This window comes from Micromonospora sp. NPDC085948 (assembly GCF_040686315.1).
Lineage (GTDB): Bacteria > Actinomycetota > Actinomycetes > Mycobacteriales > Micromonosporaceae > Micromonospora.
In genome coordinates this window covers 154,533-172,875 of the sequence record NZ_JBFBJW010000001.1, presented here as the reverse complement: position 1 = coordinate 172,875, position 18,343 = coordinate 154,533, and the positions used below count along the sequence as shown (strand labels likewise).

Here is an 18,343-nt window from a genome sequence, read left to right as displayed (position 1 = left end):
ATCGCCGATCTTGGCAGGTCCCGGGCGGGTCGGACGCCACGGAGCGTGACGCGGAAAAGGGCCCCGGGGTTACCCCGAGGCCCTTTGTTCGATCCGGGCGGGTTTTCCGCTAATGGGAGCGGAAGAACAATGTCCGATCAGCGCATTGGCCATCGAGCGTTCATCCGTCCGGCCGGCGGTGCCGGCCAGTGCCCCGGGCCGGCGGTGCCGGCCAGTGCCCCGGACCGGCGGTGCCGGTCAGTGCCCCCGAAAGCGGTTGATCGCCTCCTCGTGCCGGGCCCGCAGCTCCCCGTCGCGTACGCCGAGGCCGTCCGTCGGTGCGAGGCAACGCACCCCGACCTTGCCCTGGTGGGCGTTGCGGTGCACCTCGTACGCGGCCTGACCGGTCTGCTCCAGGGAGTAGGTGCGGGACACCGTCGGGTGCACCTTGCCGAGCGCGACCAGACGGTTGGCCTGCCACGCCTCGTGGTAGTTGGCGAAGTGGCTGCCGACGATCCGCTTGAGGTGCATCCAGAGGTAACGGTTGTCGTACTGGTGCTGGAAGCCGCTCGTGGAGGCGCAGGTGACGATCGTCCCACCGCGCCGGGCCACGTAGACGCTGGCGCCGAAGGTCTCCCGACCCGGGTGCTCGAAGACGATGTCCGGGTCCTCGCCGGCGGTCAGCTCGCGGATCCGCTCGCCGAAGCGCTTCCACTCGTCCGGGTCCTGGGTCTCCTCGTCCTTCCAGAAGCGGAAACCCTCCGCCGCCCGGTCGATGACCAGGTCCGCACCCATCCGGCGGCACAGCTCCGCCTTCTCCGGCGAGGAGACGACGCAGACGGGGATCGCGCCACCGTTGAGTGCCATCTGGGTGGCGTATCCGCCGAGGCCGCCGGAGGCGCCCCAGATCAACACCACGTCGCCCTGCTTCATGTTGGCCCCGTGATGCGAGACGAGCTGCCGGTACGCGGTGGAGTTGACCAGCCCGGGGCTGGCCGCCTCCTCCCAGCTCAGGTGCCGTGGCTTGGGCATCAGTTGGTTGGCCTTGACCACCGCCAGCTCGGCCAGCCCACCGAAGTTGGTCTCGAAGCCCCAGATCCGCTGCTGCGGGTCCAGCATGGTGTCGTCGTGCCCGGCGGCGTCCTCAAGCTCGACGGAGAGGCAGTGCGCGACCACCTCGTCGCCGGGTGCCCAGCGGGTCACCCCGGGACCGGTGCGCAGCACCACGCCCGCCGCGTCCGAGCCGACGACGTGGTACGGCAGGTCGTGCCGGCGGGTCAGCTCGGAGACCCGGCCGTAGCGCTGGAGGAACCTGAAGGTGGGCAGCGGCTCGAAGATGCTGGTCCACACCGTGTTGTAGTTGATCGCGCTGGCCATCACCGCGACCAACGCCTCGCCCGGCGCCAGTTCCGGCGTCGGCACCTCCTGGACGTGCAACGCCTTGCGCGGGTCCTTGTCCCGGGTGGGCTTGCCGTCGAACATCCGGGCCTCCTCGGCGCGGACCACGACGCCTCGGTAACTCTCCGGTACGGGCAGCCCGGCGACGCCGGCGAGTTCGCGGTCCGGATCGTTCGATTCCTCCGCCGCCATGATCGCTTCGAGGATGTCCTGCACGGTGACCTCCGGTTCGTCCGCACCCGCACGGGCCCGGGTGCTGCCATCGTCGGCGCCGGTGGGTCACGACCGCCATGTCGGCATTCGACACATCCGACCCCGGTCGCGCTCCGGTGGGGCCGGACGTTACTGAACGGTAGCTAGACCGGGAAGTCCTCTGTGAAAAACTGCATCCGCCGATGCGTGAAGGTGTCCGGCCGCCCCACCAACCGCGCACTGACGTGCGCGCACGTGGCGCGGGAGGATGCGCCACGTGCGGGGGTCAGTGGGCGGTGGGGGCGGGTTGGACCAGTTCGACGAGGACGCCACCGGCGTCCTTCGGGTGGACGAAGTTGATCCGGCTGTCCGCGGTGCCGCGCCGCGGTGTGTCGTAGAGCAGCCGCATCCCCCGGGCGCGCAGCGCCGCGCACGCCGCGTCGATGTCCACCACCGTGTACGCGACCTGCTGCACACCCGGACCGTTGCGGTCCAGGAACTTGGCGATCGTCGACTCCGGGGTGAGCGGGGCGAGCAGTTGCACGCAGCCACCCTCGGTGGTCGGCCCGACGGCCAGCATCGCCTCCCGCACGCCCTGCTCGGCGTTGGTCTCGACGTGCACACAGCGCATCCCGAACGTCCGCTGGTAGAAGTCGATGGCGGCGTCCAGGTCGGCCACGGCGATCCCGACGTGGTCGATTTTGCGAAGCCCGATGTCTGTGACGGAGTCGGCACCAGGCTCGGCGGAGGAGTTCTCAGTCATGGCGCTAGTCTGACCGAACAATCGTTAAGGCGTACAGCTCGGCACCCCCCTCGGAGGCAGGCATGGCTTCGGTGATCGTCAGCGGCGCGCGGACCCCGATGGGCCGGCTGCTGGGCAACCTCAAGGATCTTCCGGCCACGAAGCTGGGCGGGATCGCCATCAAGGCCGCGCTGGAGCGGGCCGGGGTCAGCCCGGAGCAGGTCCAGTACGTGATCATGGGGCAGGTGCTGCAGGCCGGCGCCGGTCAGATTCCGGCGCGGCAGGCCGCGGTCGAGGCCGGCGTGCCGATGTCGGTGCCGGCGCTGACCATCAACAAGGTCTGCCTCTCCGGCCTGGACGCGATCGCCCTGGCCGACCAGCTGATCCGTGCCGGCGAGTTCGACGTCGTGGTGGCCGGCGGCATGGAGTCGATGACCAACGCCCCGCACCTGCTGATGGGTCAGCGCACCGGCCACAAGTACGGCGACGTGGTGGTCAAGGACCACATGGCGCACGACGGGCTCAGCGACGCCTTTGACTGCTGCTCGATGGGCGAGTCGACCGAGCGCCTCGGTGCCCGGCACGGCATCACCCGCGAGGAGCAGGACGAGTTCGCCGCCGCCAGCCACCAGCGGGCCGCCGCCGCGCAGAAGAACGGTCACTTCGCCGACGAGATCGCCCCGGTGGTGATCCCGCAGCGCAAGGGTGACCCGCTGGTGATCAGCGAGGACGAGGGCATCCGCCCGGATACCACCGTCGGGTCGTTGGCCAAGTTGCGCCCCGCCTTCGCCAAGGACGGCACCATCACCGCCGGCAGTTCGTCGCCGATCTCCGACGGCGCCGCCGCCGTGCTCGTGATGAGCAAGGCCAAGGCCATCGAGCTGGGGCTGACCTGGCTGGCCGAGATCGGTGCGCACGGCAACGTGGCCGGCCCGGACAACTCCCTGCACTCGCAGCCGTCCAACGCGATCAACCACGCGTTGAAGAAGGGCGGCCTGAGCGTCGCCGACCTGGACCTGATCGAGATCAACGAGGCGTTCGCACAGGTCGGTGTGCAGTCCACCCGGGACCTCGGCATCAGCCCGGACAGGGTCAACGTCAACGGCGGCGCCATCGCGCTGGGGCACCCGATCGGCATGTCCGGCGCTCGTCTCGTCCTCACCCTCGCTCTGGAGCTGAAGCGGCGCGGCGGCGGTACCGGCGCGGCGGCGCTCTGCGGTGGCGGTGGTCAGGGCGACGCGCTGATCATCCACGTGCCGGGCAAGGCTGCGGTGGACCAGTGACCGCGGGACGTGAGCCGGTTCTGCGAGCGCCGCGGTCGCGAACAAGGGTGGTGCGGTGAGCGACGCGGCGGAGCGCGTCCCGTCCGCGGGTGCCACGTCGGTGCGCCGCACCCGGGACGTACCGATGCTTGTCGAACGCGCCCGCGCGGGTGACCCCCGCGCGGTGGCCCGGCTGATCACCCTCGTGGAGAACGGCGACGAGCTGCTGCCGGCGATCGCCGCCGCGTTGGCGCCGTACGCCGGGCAGGCCCAGGTCGTCGGGCTGACCGGTTCGCCCGGGGTGGGTAAGTCGACCACCACGAACGAGCTGGTCCGCGCGCTGCGGGCGAAGGGGCACCGGGTCGGCGTGCTGGCGGTCGACCCGTCCAGCCCGTTCACCGGTGGAGCGATCCTCGGCGACCGGGTAAGGATGCAGGACCACGCCACCGATCCGGGCGTCTACATCCGGTCCATGTCCAGCCGGGGTCACCTCGGTGGGTTGGCCGCGGCGACGCCGCAGGCGGTCCGGGTGCTGGAGGGCGCCGGCTGTGACGTGGTGCTGGTGGAGACCGTCGGGGTCGGACAGGCCGAGGTGGAGGTGGCCTCGCTGGCCGACACCACGCTGGTGCTGCTCGCGCCCGGCATGGGCGACGCGATCCAGGCGGTCAAGGCCGGCATCCTGGAGATCGCCGACGTGTTCGTGGTCAACAAGGCCGACCGGGACGGCGTCGACGCCACCGTCCGCGACATCCAGGGCATGATCGCCCTCGGTGAGCGTGGCCCGGGGCAGTGGAGACCGCAGGTGGTCCGCTCGGTCGCCGCGCGCGGCGAGGGCATCGACGAGATCGCGGCGGCGATCGACAAGCACCGGGGCTGGCTCGTCGAGCACGGCGAGCTGCGCCGCCGCCAGGAGGCGCGGGCCGCCGCCGAGGTCGAGGCGATCGCGCTCGGCACCCTGCGCGCCCGGATCGGCTCACTGCGCGACGGTACGGAGTTGGCCACGCTCGCCGCCAAGGTGGCCGAGGGCGCGATCGACCCCTACCGGGCGGCGGACGAACTGCTCGCCCAGCTCGCCCGCTGACCGTCCACCGGGGACACCCTGGTGGCATTCCCTCCTTGTAGGCTCGCAGCGCCCCACGGCGGTGGGGGCCGGGCGGTGTGCCGGCGCGGTGGCGCGAGGAGCAGGGGGAGTGGCGATGGACCACGAGGTGACGCGGGAGCTGACCACGGCGTCGGCGGGGGCCGGCGGAACGACGCAGGTGTCCGACGAGGTGATCGAGAAGATCGCCGTCGCGGCGGCCCGCGCTGTTCCCGGAGTGGCCGAGTTGGGCGGGGACGTGGCCCGATTCTTCAACTCGGTGCTGGACCGGGTCGGGCTGGATCAGGTGGGCGATGCCCGACGGGGCTGCTCGGCCCACGTGACCGGCGATGCCGCGGTGGTCAACCTGGTGCTGGTGATTCACGCCGGCCAGCCGGTCCCGGAGATCACCGGGCAGGTGCGGGCTCGGGTGACCGAGGCGGTCGAGGCGTACGGGCTGCGGGTCGACGAGGTCAACATCCGGGTCGACGACGTGGCGATGGGCGGGCCGGCCGTCTAAGGCCCAGCTCGCACGTTACCGGTCGGTACGACGGGACTTAGCGATCGTTCAGGTGTGGGCCCTACACTCGACGTGCAGTCGAGGACCCGAGGAGGAGCCCTGCTCATGGACGCCGACGAGATCGACGCCGGACGGGCGCGTTGGCAGGCCCGGTACGACGCCGCACGCAAGCGCGACGCTGACTTCACCACGCTCTCCGGGATGCCGGTCGAACCGGTCTACGGGCCGCCCGAGGGCAGCGCGTACCCGGGCTTCGAGCGGATCGGCTGGCCGGGCGAGTACCCGTACACCCGGGGTCTCTATCCGACCGGCTACCGCGGGCGGACCTGGACGATCCGGCAGTTCGCCGGCTTCGGTAACGCCCAGCAGACGAACGAGCGCTACAAGATGATCCTCGGCGCCGGCGGTGGCGGCCTCTCGGTCGCGTTCGACATGCCGACGCTGATGGGCCGCGACTCGGACGACCCGCAGGCGCTCGGCGAGGTCGGCCACTGTGGCGTCGCCATCGACACCGCCACCGACATGCAGGCGCTCTTCGACGGCATCGACCTGGCCGACGTCACCACCTCGATGACGATCTCCGGTCCGGCCGTGCCGGTGTTCTGCATGTACCTGGTCGCCGCCGAGCGGCAGGGCGCCGACCTGTCCAAGCTGGACGGCACGCTGCAGACCGACATCTTCAAGGAGTACATCGCGCAGAAGGAGTGGCTCTTCGACCCGGAGCCGCACCTGCGCCTGATCGGCGACCTGATGGAATACTGCGCCGCCGAGATCCCGCGCTACAAGCCGCTGTCGGTCTCCGGCTACCACATCCGCGAGGCCGGCTCGACCGCCGCGCAGGAGTTGGCGTACACCCTGGCCGACGGTTTCGGGTACGTCGAGCTGGGCCTCTCGCGCGGCCTGGACGTGAACGTGTTCGCGCCGGGGCTGAGCTTCTTCTTCGACTCGCACCTCGACTTCTTCGAGGAGATCGCCAAGTTCCGCGCCGCCCGCCGAATCTGGGCCCGCTGGCTGCGCGACGTCTACGGCGCGACAAGCGAGAAGGCCCTGTGGCTGCGTTTCCACACGCAGACCGCCGGGGTGTCGCTGACCGCGCAGCAGCCGGTCAACAACGTCGTACGGACCGCCGTCGAGGCGCTCGCGGCGGTGCTGGGCGGCACGAACTCGCTGCACACCAACGCGCTCGACGAGACCCTGGCGCTGCCCACCGACGAGTCCGCCGAGATCGCCCTGCGTACCCAGCAGGTGCTGATGGAGGAGATCGGCGTGGTCAACGTGGCCGACCCGCTCGGCGGCTCCTGGTACGTCGAGGCGCTGACCGACAAGATCGAGGCCGAGGCGGAGGAGATCTTCGCCCGGATCCGGCAGCTCGGCGGGGACGGGCCGCACCAGATCGGCCCGATGACCTCGGGCATCCTGCGCGGCATCGAGGACGGGTGGTTCACCGGGCACATCGCCGAGTCGGCCTTCGTCTACCAGCAGGCCCTGGAGAAGGGTGACAAGAAGATCGTCGGGGTCAACTGCCACACCGGTACGGTCGCCAAGGAGCTGGAGATCCTGCGCATCTCGCACGAGGTGGAGCTGGAGCAGCGCCGGGTGCTGGCCGAGCGCAAGGGTGCGCGGGACGAGTCGGCGGTCCGCGCGGCGGTGGCCCGGATGGTCGACGTCAGCCGCACCGACGAGAACATGATCCCCGCGATGCTCGACGCCGTCCGCGCCGAAGCGACCCTCGGTGAGATCTGCGACGCCCTCCGCGCCGAGTGGGGCACCCACCGCGAACCAGCCCGCTTCTGACCCATACCACCACCCCCGTCGATCACGCACCCGCCGCCCACTTCCTGGCGGCAGAAATGCCCGATCGCCGGGGGTGGGGGTGGGGCGTGAGAGTTGCAACGTCGGGGTTGTGGGTGACCTGAGATCGGGGGCTCACGTGCGAGACTAGGTAACCATGAGCGACCCACGGATCACCTCGTCGATCTTCACCCGCGGCGCGGTCGACCTCAGCACGCTGCGTGGCCCCGCACCAGCAAGTACCCGCCCCGGCACGCCCCCACAGGGCGGCCCGTCCAACGGCACCCCCGGCGCGCCCACCGCCGGCGGGAGCACCGCCATCGTCGACGTCACCGAGGCGACAATCCAGTCCGAGGTGCTCGAACGGTCGATGGCCGTGCCCGTCGTCGTGTTCTTCGGCGCGGCCGGCTTCCCGGAGAGCGACGAGTTCGCCCCGGTCCTGGAGCAGTTGAACGCCGAGGGCGGCGGCACCTGGGTGCTGGCCCGGGTCGACGTGCAGGAAAATCCGCGAATCGCACAGATGTTCCGAGTCCAGGGCATCCCCATGGTCTACGCGGTCGTCGGCGGCCAGCCGGTCGACGCCTTCTCCGGCGTGGTGCCCGAGGCCCAGTTGCGGCAGTGGATCCAGGCCGTACTCAAGGCCGGCGGCGTGACAGTCGCCGAGCCGGAGGACCCCCGCCTCGACGAGGCCGACGACGCGCTGATGAGCGGCGACCTGGACGCCGCCGAGCAGGCGTACCGGAAGATTCTGGCCGACGCCCCGGCGGACGCCGCGGCCACCGCCGGGCTGGCCCAGGTCGGGGTGGCCCGCCGGGTCGCCGGCGCGGACCCGGCCGCCGCGCTGGCCGCCGCCGAGAGCGCCCCCGACGACGTGGCCGCGCAGCTGCTGGCCGCCGACATCGAGGTGCTCAGCGGTCTGGCCGAGCAGGCGTACGCCCGGCTCGTCGGTCTGGTCCGGCGCACCGCCGGAGAAGACCGGGAGACCGCCCGCCAGCACCTGGTCTCGCTCTTCTCCATCGCCGGCCCGGACGATCCGGCCGTCGCCTCGGCGCGCCGGGCGTTGGCCAGCGCCCTGTTCTGAGTTCACAGCACGCCAGCGCGGGCCGGCGTTCCGGCCGGCCCGCCCGACCAACGAGGACGGGAGCTCATGATGCGCCGGATCGCCGTCCTCGACGCGCCGACAAATCTCGGTCTGCGGCCGCCGACGTCCACGTCGGTCCCCGGGTGCGCCAAGGCGCCCGGCGCACTGCGCGACCACGAACTGCTGGCCCGGCTCCGCGCCCGCGACGCCGGCTGCGTCACCCCGGCACGGTACGACCCGGGCGACTGGCGGCCCGGCGACGGGGTGTGCCACGCCCGGGAGATCGCCGACTACTCGCTGGCCCTCGCCGAGCGGATCGGCTCGATCATCGACCGGGGCGAGTTCCCGGTGGTGCTGGGCGGCGACTGCTCCGTGCTGCTCGGCTCGGCGCTGGCCATGCACCGCCTCGGTGAAGCCGTCGGCGGGCGGATCGGGCTGGTCTTCGTCGACGGGCACTCCGACTTCCGGCACCCCGGCAACGCCTCCTACGTCGGGGCGGCCGCCGGGGAGGACCTGGCCCTCGTCACCGGGCGCGGCCAGGCCGACCTGGCCGCGATCGAGGGCCGCCGGCCCTACTTCCGCGACATCGACGTGGTGGTGCTGGGCATCCGAGCCCAGGACGAGTACCGGCTCGACCTCCAGGCCGCCGGGATCACCACCCGGCCGGTGCCGGCGCTGCGCGCCGAGGGCGCCGCCCGGACCGCGCAGTGGGCGCACGAGCAGCTCGCCGACTGCGCGGGCTACTGGGTGCACATCGACGTGGACGTGCTCGACCCCGCGGTGATGCCCGCCGTCGATGCCCCCGACCCCGGTGGGATCGCCTTCGCCGAGCTGGAGATCCTGCTCGCCGGCCTGGTCGACACCCCACACTGCCTCGGCGTGGAGCTGACCGTGTTCGACCCCGACTACGACCCCGACGGCTCGTACGCGGCCGAGATCGTCAACACCGTCGTCGCCGGCCTGGCCCCGGTCACCGCCCCGGAGGCGGTGCCGCCCCGGCTGCTGTCGTCCCGGCCGACCCCCGGCCCCCGCCGCGGCAACGGCCGGACCCCGGCTCCCACCGAGCGACCCGGCCACGACGAAGGTGCAGGTGGGTTGGACCGCGCGGAGCGGGTTGGTGGGGTGGACCGCGCGGAGCGGCTTGGTGGGTTGGACCGCGCGGAGCGGATCGGTGGACTGGACCGCGCGGAGCGGCTTGGTGGGGTGGACCGCGCGGAGCGGCTTGGTGGGGTGGCTGGTGTGATCGGCGGCGCGGCGTCCTTCGCCGATGCCCCCTCGTGGTCTCCGGCCGTCGATGCCACGCCGCTCCCGGAGGCGGGGTCGGCCGACCCGGGAGCCGTCGCCGATGACCGGGCCGGCATCGACCGCCCCGATGGTGCGGTGGCTGCTTCCGGCCGATTCGGTGGTGACTCCGCCGAGGGTGCGGCCCACCTCCCGGCCACGACCGAGCGGGAGCCGGTCGGCCCACCCGCGTCGGCCGGCCCGGGTCTGCTCCGCCGACCCTCCCCACCGGCCGAGAATGCCCCGGACCATCGCAAAGCCGACACCGCCTGACCCGAACGCCGCCCCGCCGGGTCATGATCGACTCGGCTTTCATGATGTCGCGGCGTCCGAGTGGCTCGGATAGCGCGGTTTCAGCAAAACCGAGTGGATCAACGCCGGAGCGGTGCGCGGGGTTGCCGGCCGGGCGTGCGGTTCGGGCTGGGCGGGGGTTGCCGGCTGGGCGTGCGGTCGGGGTTGGGCGGCGGGTCGGGGCTGGGCGTTCCTGAGCGGCGTTGGTGTCAGGACGGGGGGAGGGCGCGGAGGAAGCGCTCGGCGATCGGGACGGCCGACGCCGTGCTGGCGCCGCCCTTCTCCACGAAGACGGCGAACGCCACGTCGCCCCGCCAACCGACGAACCAGGCGTGGGTATGGGCCGGGTTGTCGTCGTACTCGGCGGTGCCGGTCTTGCCGTAGACCTCGCCCGGCACGTCCTTCAGCGCGCTGCCGGTGCCCGTGGTGACCACCTCGCGCATCATCGCGCGCAGTGCCGCGACCGATTCCGGCTTGAGTTGCTCGCCCGGCGGGGCCGGCTTGGCCGGCGCCGGGTCGATGAGCAGTTTCGGCTGCTCGAAGCGGCCTCGGGCGACCGCCGCGGTGGCACCGGCCATGGCCAGCGGGCTGACCAGCGTGGTGCCCTGCCCGAACGATGCCGCGGCCTGCTCGGCCGGGCTGCCACCCGCGGACACCTTGCCGGTGAAGGCGTCCGTGCCGAGGTCCCACTGACCCTCCAGGCCCAACGAGCGGCCGGCGGCGGCCAGCCCGTCACCGCCGAGCTTCGGCGCGAGCGAGGCGAACGCCGTGTTGCAGGACTTGGCGAAGTCGGTGCGGAACGGCACCGAGCCGAGTTCGAAGTTGTCGGAGTTCTTGAAGGAGCGACCGTCCACGGTGAAGGTCTTCGGGCAGGCCACCGGCCCGTCCAGAGTGACCGCACCCCGGTCCAGCAGGCCGAGCGCGCTGACCATCTTGAACGTGGAGCCCGGAGGCACCTGAGCGTCGAAGGCCAGATTCTCCCCGGCCGGGCCAGGGCCGTTCGCCGCGGCGAGCACGGCACCATCGCTGATCCGGAGCGCCACCATCGAGGACCGCCGTGGCTCGGCGCGCAGGGCCCCGTCGGCCGCATTCTGGACGGCGACGTCAAGCGTGGTCTTCAGCGCCTGACCGGGCTGCGGCTCCCGGCGGAACAACTCGGTGCCGGTCGGTTCCAGTTTGCCGCCCTCGACGGGACGCTCGACCACCACGGTCAGCCCGGGGCCACCGCGCAGTCGCTCGTCGTAGCGGCCCTGCAGCCCGCCGTGCCCGACCAGGTCGCCGACGACGTACCGGTCGGGGTGTGCGGCGAGGTCGTCGGCCTGCGCCGGGTCGACCGAGCCGAGCACCGCACGGGCGAACTCGCGGGTGGGCGCCAGGTCGATCTTGTCGGAGACGAACTTGGTGCCGGGCAGGTCGTAGATCCGGGGCTTGATCTGCCGGTACGCCTCCTCGCGGAGCGACACCACCTCGACGAAGGCGCCCGGCTCGGCCTTGGTCACCCGGTCGGGCAGGTCGGCCAGGTCGACGCCGGGGACCAGCGCCGGGCGGATGGCCTTGAACGCCGCGTCGAGGTCCTTGACGAGCTTGCCGAGATCGGTGACCCCGTCGGGCTGCACGCCGACCCGCACCACCGGCCGGGGGGTCACGATCGGTTGGCCGGCGGCGTCCAGCACCCCGGCGCGGGTGCTGGCGTCGCGGCGCAACGCCAACCGGTCACCCTCGGTGAGCTGCTCGTGCACCACCTTCGGCTCCCAGATCACCTGCCACTGGTCGTCGTCGCCCTTGGCGAGACGCACCTCCCGGTCGTACGTCCAGGGGGTCTGACCGGGCAGCTTCCACTCCACCTGGACGGTTGTGGTGGCGATGTCCGCCTTCACCTTCGGCTCGCCACGACGCGTCAGCGTGGGCGGGGTCGCCGCCAGCTCACCGGAGAGCTCCTTGATCTGGCGACTCACCTCGGTCGAGGGCAACTTGCTGCCGGTCGGGTCGATCAGACCGACCGCCTGGAGATCGCCGCTGCGCCAACCGGCGAGGAAGGCGTCGAGACTGCCCTCCGGCCCGTCGTCAGCCGAGCAGCCAACCAGAACGCCGGCCATGAGCAGCGCCGCGGTGAGGGCGGCGGCCACACGGCGGACGGGGTTCGGCCGGAGGGGCCGGGGGTACGACGAGGGCATGAAGCTGGTCCTTCCGATCTCGGAGCGCCTTCGCACGGTAGTACGCCGACGCCGTCCCCAACGTCCCCCAGCATGGCGGGCGCGCTCAAAGACGGGCCGGGCCGGTGTGATGAACATCGCGTGGCGGGGTATCCCGCAGCCGGCCAACCTCGGACCCGCAACGGGTGAAAGGACAAAGTCCCGATCCGGACGTCTGGCCAGTGGTCCGCCGACGAAGGCGCACAACGGCAGGGCCTAGGCTGAGCGGCAGAGTGACCCACAACGCGGTGGGTCGAGGGGAGTGGCACCGATGGACCGGCGTCCGGCGATCAAACCGGAACCCGACCTCCGGCAGGATGACTCCGGCCGGGACGACGACAGCTTCGATTCGGCGACCGACGGGGACGGCTACGGCCGGCTCGACACGGGAGTCACGGGGCTGACCGGGTCGAGCATCGACACCATCTACGATCTGGGCCTGCCCACCGAGGCGTTGGCCGACGACGTGGAGGACGCCGAGCTCGACGAACCAGTTCCCAACGCGGAGCGGCTGGTGGCTCAGGCTGTCGCGCTCGCGGGGGACGACCACGACGCGGCGACACTCGTCGGCCGTTTCTGGCGGTTCGCACCGGACGAGGAGCTGGTCGGCTTCACGGCGGAAGAGATGCTCGACGCGGCCCGGGCGCACCGGGACCTCGCCCAACAGCGGGTGCCGGGCGAGTTGAAGCTGCGGATCCACGAGCCGCACGCCGACCAGCACCACACGGTCGTCGAGATCGTCACCGACGACATGCCGTTCCTGGTCGACTCGGTGACCGCGCTGCTCAACTCGTACCACCTGGACGTGCATCTGCTGGTGCACCCGCTGGTGGTGGTGCGGCGGGAGCCGTTGGGCCGCCTCACCGAGGTCTCGGCGGACGTGGAGCCGGACGACGCGATCGCCGGCGACATCATCGAGAGCTGGATGCGGATCGAGATCGACCCGGTCCGGGACGCGGCCGAGCGGGACCGGCTGCGCCGCGAGCTGCAGCGGGTGCTCACCGACGTGCGGGAGGCGGTGGAGGACTGGCCGAAGATGCGTCAGCGCTCGCTCGCGCTCGCCGACGAGTTGGCCTCCGCGCGTACCGCCGAGAACCGGCCGCCGGTGCCGGAGAAGGACATCACCGACTCGGTGGAGCTGCTGCGGTGGCTGGCCCACGACCACTTCACCTTCCTCGGCTACCGGGAGTACCGGCTGGTCGACGTCGCGAGCGGCGATGCCGGCGACGAGGTCGACGGCAAGGCGTTGGAGGCGGTGCTCGGCACGGGTCTGGGCATCCTGCGCTCCGACGCGCCGGAGGCTCGGCCGCTGGCGTCGATGACGCCGGAGGCGCACGACAAGGTGCTGGAGAAGCGCCTGCTCATCATCACCAAGGCCAACTCGCGGGCCACCGTGCACCGCTCGGCGTACCTGGACTACATCGGCTTCAAGATCTTCAACGAGGCCGGCGAGGTGATCGGCGAACGGCGCTTCCTCGGCCTGTTCTCCACCGCCGCGTACCGGACCAGCGTCCGGGAGTTGCCGGTGGTGCGCCGCAAGGTGGCCGAGGTGCTGGACCGCTCCGGCCTGAGCCGGCGCAGCCACTCGGGCAAGGATCTGATCCAGATCCTGGAGACCTACCCCCGCGACGAGCTGTTCCAGATCAAGACCGACGACCTCTACCACGCGGTGATCGGCGTACTGCGGATGGCCGGTCGTCGGCAGCTGCGGGTCTTCCTGCGCCGGGACGCGTACGGGCGGTTCATCTCCTGCCTGATCTACCTGCCCCGGGACCGGTTCACCACGCAGAACCGGCTGCGCATGCAGGACATCCTGCTGCGGGAGCTGAACGGTGTCGGGGTGGACTACACCACCCGTGTCACCGAGTCGATGCTGGCCCGGGTGCACTTCATCGTGCGTACCGACCCGACGCGACCGCCCGGCGACATCGACGCCGACCTGTTGGCCGAGGAGTTGGCCGACGCGACCCGACTCTGGGACGACGACTACCGGCTGGTGCTGGAGCGCAAGCTCGGCGACGAGCAGGCCAAGCACCTGTTCACCAGGTACGCCGACGCGTTCCCGGAGGGCTACAAGGACGGGCACACGCCGTACGAGGCGATGAAGGACCTGGCGAAGCTGGAGCTGCTGGAGGAGCCCGGCCAGCTGGAGATGCACCTCTTCCGTAAGCAGTTGGCGCCCCGGCCGGGCACCCGGGTCCCCGGCGCGGATTTGGCCGAGGCGATGGACGTCCGGTTCAAGGTCTACCGGTACGGCGAACCGATGATGCTCTCCGCCGTGCTGCCGGTGCTGCACTCCCTCGGTGTGCGGGTGGTCGACGAGCACCCGTACGAGGTGGACCGGATCGACGGGCGCGTCTACCTGTACGACTTCGGCCTGATGCTGCCCGAGGGGCACCACGAGCTGTCCGAGGTGCGCCCGCACGTGGAGAACGCCTTCGCGGCGGCCTGGCGCGGTGAGGCCGAGGTGGACCGGTTCAACGAGCTGGTGCTGCGCGGCGGGCTCACCTGGCGGCAGGTGGTGGTGCTGCGGGCGTACGCGAAGTACCTGCGGCAGGCCGGCACGGTCTTCTCCCAGGACTACATGGAGCAGACGTTCATCGCGTACCCGAAGCTCGCCGCGTTGCTGGTGGAGCTGTTCGAGACCCGGTTCGCGCCGGGCGAGCAGACCACCGAGCAGCGGCAGCAGCGCAGCGGTGAGCTGGTCGAGACGATCCGGGCCGGGCTGGACGACGTGGCCAGCCTCGACCAGGACCGGATCCTGCGGTCGTACCTGACGCTGATCGAGGCGACCCTGCGGACCAGCTTCTACCAGAAGCGCGCCGACGGGCGACCGAAGGCGTACGTGGCGTTCAAGCTCGACCCGCAGGCCATCCCGGACCTGCCCGCGCCCCGACCGAAGTTCGAGATCTTCGTCTACTCGCCCCGCTTCGAGGGCGTACACCTGCGGTTCGGGCCGGTGGCCCGGGGCGGGCTGCGCTGGTCCGACCGTCGGGAGGACTTCCGGACCGAGGTGCTCGGTCTGGTCAAGGCGCAGATGGTGAAGAACACCGTGATCGTGCCGGTGGGCGCCAAGGGCGGCTTCGTGCTGAAGCAGAAGCCGGGTGACCGGGACGAGGCGGTCGCCTGCTACCAGGAGTTCGTCGGCGCGATGCTCGACGTCACCGACAACATCGTCAGCGGGCAGATCGTGCCGCCCGAGGACGTGGTCCGGCACGACGCCGACGACCCGTACCTGGTGGTCGCGGCGGACAAGGGCACGGCGACGTTCTCCGACATCGCCAACGAGATCTCCACGGCACACAACTTCTGGCTGGGCGACGCCTTCGCCTCCGGCGGCTCTGCCGGCTACGACCACAAGAAGATGGGCATCACCGCCCGGGGCGCCTGGGAGTCGGTGAAGCGGCACTTCCGGGAGTTGGGCCTGGACACCCAGACCCAGGACTTCACGGTGGTCGGCGTCGGCGACATGTCCGGCGACGTGTTCGGCAACGGGATGCTGCTGTCCGAGCACATTCGGTTGGTGGCCGCCTTCGACCACCGGCACATCTTCCTGGACCCGGAGCCGGACGCGGCCACCTCGTACGCGGAGCGGCGGCGGCTGTTCGACCTGCCCCGGTCCTCGTGGGAGGACTACAACCCGGAGCTGATCTCGGCCGGCGGCGGCATCTTCCCGCGTACCGCGAAGTCCATCCCGATCACGCCGCAGGTCCGGGCGGCGATCGGCCTGGACGACGACGTCACGCACCTGTCGCCGCAGGAGCTGATGAAGGCGATCGTCACCGCTCCGGTGGACCTGTTCTGGAATGGCGGCATCGGCACCTACGTCAAGGCGTCCACCCAGACCAACGCCGAGGTGGGCGACAAGTCCAACGACGCGATCCGGGTGGACGGGCGCAACCTGCGGTGCCGGGTCGCGGGCGAGGGCGGCAACCTGGGCTGGACCCAGCTCGGCCGGATCGAGTACGCGTTGACCGGCGGCCGGATCTTCTCCGACTTCATCGACAACGCGGCCGGCGTGGACACCTCCGACCACGAGGTGAACATCAAGATCCTGCTGAACACGGCGGTGGCCGACGGCGAGTTGACCACGGCCGAGCGCGACGAGCTGCTGGCCGGGATGACCGACGAGGTCGCGGAGCTGGTGCTGCGGGACAACTACGACCAGGCGCGGGCGATCAACAACGCCCAGGCCCAGGCCGCCTCGCTGCTTCCGGTGCACCGCCGGATGATCAACGAGTTGGAGCGGTCGGGTGGGTTGGACCGGGCGCTGGAGGCGCTGCCGCCGGATGAGGAGTTGGCGGTCCGCAGCGAGTCCGGGCTGACCGCGCCGGAGTTCGCGGTGCTGCTCGCGTACGTGAAGATCGTCCTGGAGCGGGAGATCCTCACCGAGGGTCTGGCGGACGAGGAGTGGACGACCGAGGTCCTGGTCAACTACTTCCCGACGCCGATGCGTGAGCGCTTCGCCGACCGGATGGGCCAGCACCGACTGCGCCGCGACATCGTCACCACCGTGCTGGTCAACGAGGCGATCAACCGGGGTGGCATCTCGTTCATCTTCCGGGTGGTCGAGGAGACGGCGGCCAGCGCGGCGGACGTGATCCGGGCCTACGTGGTGGTCAGCGAGGTGTTCGGCCTCCGCGACCTGTGGGACGCGGTCGAGGCGCTGGACAACAAGGTCGCGCCGGAGTTGCAGACGAGTGTCTACCTGGACACCCGTCGGCTGCTCGACCGGGCCGTGCGGTGGCTGGTGTCCAACCGGCGTTCACCGATCGACGTGCCGGCCGAGATCGCCCGGCTGCGCGACGGTGTAACCCGGCTGCTGCCGGGGCTGGAGGAACTGTTCTACGGCAACGAGCGGCAGGGCATCGCCGCGCACATGGACTCGATGACCGAGCGTGGGCTGCCCCGCGAGCTGGCGGAACGCGCGACCCGGCTGATGTACAGCTTCGGTCTGATGGACGTGGTGGAGACGGCGAACGCCAGCGGGCGGGACGTCAGCGAGGTGGCCTCGGTCTACTTCGTGCTGTCCGACCTGTTCCGGGTGGACTCGCTGCTGTCGAAGATCTCCCTGCTGCCTCGCGAGGACCGCTGGCAGACGTTGGCTCGGATGGCGCTGCGCTACGACCTGTACGCCGCGCTGGCCGCGCTCACCGCGGAGGTGTTCGACTCCACCCCGGAGGACCTGCCGCCGCACGAGCGGGTGCAGCAGTGGGAGCAGTCGAACGCGACCTCGATCCACCGCGCCCGGCGGGCGATGGGGGAGTTCGACGAGTCGCGGGCGGATCTCGCCGCCCTGTCGGTGCTGCTGCGCCAGATCCGCACCCTGGTGCGGACCTCCGCGGCCGCCTGAGTCGGTACGCCGGACGCGGTCCGGCCGGTCGGGGTGACCCGACCGGCCGGACCGCGTTTCGTTTCGTCCCCGATCAGGCCACCAGGGTGGCGAAGACGACGATGTTGTCCGGGTAGCTCTTGGCGGCCTCGTCGAACTGACCACCGCAGGTGACCACCCGCAGACCGGGCCGGTCGCTCGGTCCGTACACCAACTCGGTGGGGAAGGCCGTCTTCGGGTACGACTTCACCGAGTCGACCTGGAACGCGGCCGGCTGGCCGTCCGCCCGCCGCACCGTGATGGTGTCACCGGGCACGAGAGAGCCGAGGTCGAAGAAGACGGCCGGGCCGAGCTTCGCCGAGTCCACGTGCCCGACGATGACCGCGTTACCGGTCTCGCCGGGGCTCGCTCCCGGCTCGTACCAGCCAGCCTGGTCGGCCTGCTCCAACGGGGGAACCTGGACGGTCCCGTCCGGGTTGGTGCCGAGGGACAGGATCGTCGCGTTGACGCCGATCCGGGGGATCTCGATGCTGGTCGGCGCGGAGCGCGCCAACCCGGCCGGAACGTCCCCCTGGCCGACCGGCTGCCCGTCGACCGGGGGCACGGCGGTGGCGGTGTCGGCCGGCCCGCTCACCTCGGGACCGGCCTGGGCCAGCGGCTGCGGCGGTCGGGTCTGCGGGGTGGTCTTCAGAGCGAAGCCGATCATGCCAGCGCCGAGCATGGCCATAGTGACGACGACGGCCGCGCCGGCGGCACGCCACGGTCTCCCGTGACGGCCGCCGGCCCGTGTCGTCGTCACGTCAGACGAGCGAACCATTGGTCCGCCGACGACGCATCAGCACGATCCCGCCGAGCGCGGCAGCGCCGAGCAGGCCCGCCCCGCCGGTGGCCAGGCCACGGTCGGTACCGGTGCTGGCGCCACCGTCACCACCGTCGACACCGCCGTGCGGCAGCACGACGAGCTCGCCCTCGCCGCACGAGCCCTTGAGCTCGTAGCGACCCGGCTTGGCATCCTTGTCGACCTTGGCGTCGCCGTAGTAGACGAACTCGCGCTCCTTCTCCCAGCTGTCCTCGTCCGAGCCGTGCTCGTCCTTGCCGTAGCCGCCGCGCTCGTCCGAGCCGTGCTCGTCCTTGCCGTAGCCGCCGCGCTCGTCCGAGCCGTGCTCGTCCTTGCCGTAGCCGCCGCGCTCGTCCGAGCCGTGCT

Annotated in this window: 10 protein-coding genes and 2 pseudogenes; 7 read left to right on the top strand and 5 right to left on the bottom strand. The window is 71.4% G+C overall.

The window, feature by feature from the left end; all coding sequences use genetic code 11:
- Positions 1–237: 237 nt before the first annotated feature.
- Together ccrA and mce are read right to left on the bottom strand one after the other, a co-directional pair.
- Positions 238–1,593: a crotonyl-CoA carboxylase/reductase gene (gene ccrA, locus AB0O48_RS00865; protein WP_357246273.1), complete on the bottom strand. Its 1,356-nt coding sequence runs from the start codon at positions 1,591–1,593 to the stop codon at positions 238–240.
- A gap of 262 nt (positions 1,594–1,855) precedes the next feature.
- Entirely contained in the window at positions 1,856–2,332 is a 477-nt protein-coding gene (gene mce, locus AB0O48_RS00860; RefSeq protein WP_365062267.1) for a methylmalonyl-CoA epimerase, read from the bottom strand.
- Between the two features lie 62 nt (positions 2,333–2,394).
- Here mce and AB0O48_RS00855 point away from each other — a divergent pair, with 62 nt between their 5' ends.
- The 6 genes and pseudogenes from AB0O48_RS00855 to AB0O48_RS00830 all read left to right on the top strand — a co-directional run.
- Positions 2,395–3,594: an acetyl-CoA C-acetyltransferase gene (locus tag AB0O48_RS00855; RefSeq protein ID WP_365062265.1), complete on the top strand. Its 1,200-nt coding sequence runs from the start codon at positions 2,395–2,397 to the stop codon at positions 3,592–3,594.
- Between the two features lie 55 nt (positions 3,595–3,649).
- On the top strand, positions 3,650–4,654 hold the full coding sequence (gene meaB / locus AB0O48_RS00850) for a methylmalonyl Co-A mutase-associated GTPase MeaB (RefSeq protein WP_357246264.1): 1,005 nt from the start codon (positions 3,650–3,652) through the stop codon (positions 4,652–4,654).
- A gap of 115 nt (positions 4,655–4,769) precedes the next feature.
- Positions 4,770–5,171 (top strand): Asp23/Gls24 family envelope stress response protein, encoded by a 402-nt coding sequence (locus AB0O48_RS00845; RefSeq protein ID WP_357246261.1) that lies wholly within the window; start codon positions 4,770–4,772, stop codon positions 5,169–5,171.
- 105 nt (positions 5,172–5,276) lie between these two features.
- A complete protein-coding gene (locus tag AB0O48_RS00840) occupies positions 5,277–6,965 on the top strand; it encodes a methylmalonyl-CoA mutase family protein (protein ID WP_357246258.1) in 1,689 nt (562 codons plus the stop codon).
- A 154-nt stretch (positions 6,966–7,119) separates the two neighbouring features.
- Positions 7,120–8,043, top strand: a complete 924-nt coding sequence (locus AB0O48_RS00835) for a tetratricopeptide repeat protein (protein ID WP_357246255.1) — start codon at positions 7,120–7,122, stop codon at positions 8,041–8,043.
- A gap of 66 nt (positions 8,044–8,109) precedes the next feature.
- Positions 8,110–9,066 (top strand): annotated as a pseudogene (locus tag AB0O48_RS00830) (arginase family protein); the annotation flags it as partial.
- Between the two features lie 758 nt (positions 9,067–9,824).
- Here AB0O48_RS00830 and AB0O48_RS00825 read toward each other — a convergent pair.
- Positions 9,825–11,789, bottom strand: a complete 1,965-nt coding sequence (locus AB0O48_RS00825) for a penicillin-binding transpeptidase domain-containing protein (protein ID WP_357246253.1) — start codon at positions 11,787–11,789, stop codon at positions 9,825–9,827.
- Between the two features lie 289 nt (positions 11,790–12,078).
- Between AB0O48_RS00825 and AB0O48_RS00820 the strand changes: the two genes are divergently transcribed.
- A complete protein-coding gene (locus AB0O48_RS00820) occupies positions 12,079–17,160 on the top strand; it encodes an NAD-glutamate dehydrogenase (protein WP_357246250.1) in 5,082 nt (1,693 codons plus the stop codon).
- A 73-nt stretch (positions 17,161–17,233) separates the two neighbouring features.
- On the opposite strand, the gene AB0O48_RS00815 is transcribed toward AB0O48_RS00820, so the two are convergent.
- Complete coding sequence (locus tag AB0O48_RS00815) at positions 17,234–17,938, bottom strand: class F sortase (protein WP_357246248.1); 705 nt, start codon at positions 17,936–17,938, stop codon at positions 17,234–17,236.
- A 1-nt stretch (position 17,939) separates the two neighbouring features.
- Positions 17,940–18,343, bottom strand: a pseudogene (locus tag AB0O48_RS00810) (hypothetical protein); the annotation flags it as partial.

Coding starts and splice junctions, on each gene's coding strand:
- AB0O48_RS00835 (WP_357246255.1), top strand. CDS start 7,120: ATGAGCGACCCACGGATCACCTCGTCGATCTTCACCCGCGGCGCGGTC.
- mce (WP_365062267.1), bottom strand. CDS start 2,332: ATGACTGAGAACTCCTCCGCCGAGCCTGGTGCCGACTCCGTCACAGAC.
- AB0O48_RS00855 (WP_365062265.1), top strand. CDS start 2,395: ATGGCTTCGGTGATCGTCAGCGGCGCGCGGACCCCGATGGGCCGGCTG.
- AB0O48_RS00820 (WP_357246250.1), top strand. CDS start 12,079: ATGGACCGGCGTCCGGCGATCAAACCGGAACCCGACCTCCGGCAGGAT.
- AB0O48_RS00825 (WP_357246253.1), bottom strand. CDS start 11,789: ATGCCCTCGTCGTACCCCCGGCCCCTCCGGCCGAACCCCGTCCGCCGT.
- AB0O48_RS00840 (WP_357246258.1), top strand. CDS start 5,277: ATGGACGCCGACGAGATCGACGCCGGACGGGCGCGTTGGCAGGCCCGG.
- AB0O48_RS00845 (WP_357246261.1), top strand. CDS start 4,770: ATGGACCACGAGGTGACGCGGGAGCTGACCACGGCGTCGGCGGGGGCC.